The following is an 861-nucleotide window of genomic DNA, read 5'->3' on the forward strand; positions in this document are numbered from 1 at the left end:
TTCTTATCCTTTTGTCGTTGTAATATTTAATATATTCTATAATATCCTTAGTTAATTCCAGTATTGACCTATATTTCTTTAAATAAAACAACTCTGATTTTAGTACCCCAAAAAAGTTCTCTATAATAGCATTATCTAGACAGTTTCCCTTTCTGGACATGCTCTGAATAATTTCATTGTCTTTTAATAGATTTTGATATATTTTTAGCCTATATAATGTTCCTTGATCGGAATGTAATATAGTCTTTATATGATCTTTGCCTTCTTTTTTTCTTCTTTTGAGCGCTTTATCTAGCATGTCTTCAACCTGTTTATAGTTAGGAGATGTAGATATATTATAACTTATAATTTCCCCATTAAATAAATCCATAATAGGTGATAAATATAATTTGCTTCCAGCAACTTTAAATTCAGTCACATCGGTAACCCATTTCTCATATGGGTTGTCAGCTTTAAAATTTCTTTGTAGAATATTTGCCGCCGCTATACCTACATCTCCCTTATAAGACTTATATTTCTTAACTCGGATTACACTTTTGAGTTTTAACAATCTCATTATCTTGGCTATTGTCTTATAGTTCACAGCTTTATCTAGCGTATTTCTTAGGGCTAATGTTACACGTCTATAGCCATATCGACCTTTATGCTTTTGATAACATGCTATAACATGCCTCACTAAATCAGCATGCTTATCAATAAAACAGACGCTTTTTGTATGATAATAATAACTACTTCGAGCTAGCTCTGCAATATGCAATAAGTATTCTAGTTTGTGTTTACGCCTCAGCTCAGTAATAATTACTGCTTTTTCTTTTTGGCTTGTTTGCTTTGAGCCAAGGCTTCCAACTTTTTTAGGAAATC

1 protein-coding gene is annotated in these 861 nt (G+C 31.1%); it reads right to left on the bottom strand.

The annotated features are described in order from the left end of the window. On the bottom strand, nt 1-861 hold an 861-nt coding region (locus ABD873_RS08750; protein ID WP_345067401.1), incomplete at both ends, for an IS3 family transposase.

It is taken from the genome of Sphingobacterium thermophilum, from assembly GCF_039541675.1.
GTDB lineage: Bacteria > Bacteroidota > Bacteroidia > Sphingobacteriales > Sphingobacteriaceae > Sphingobacterium > Sphingobacterium thermophilum.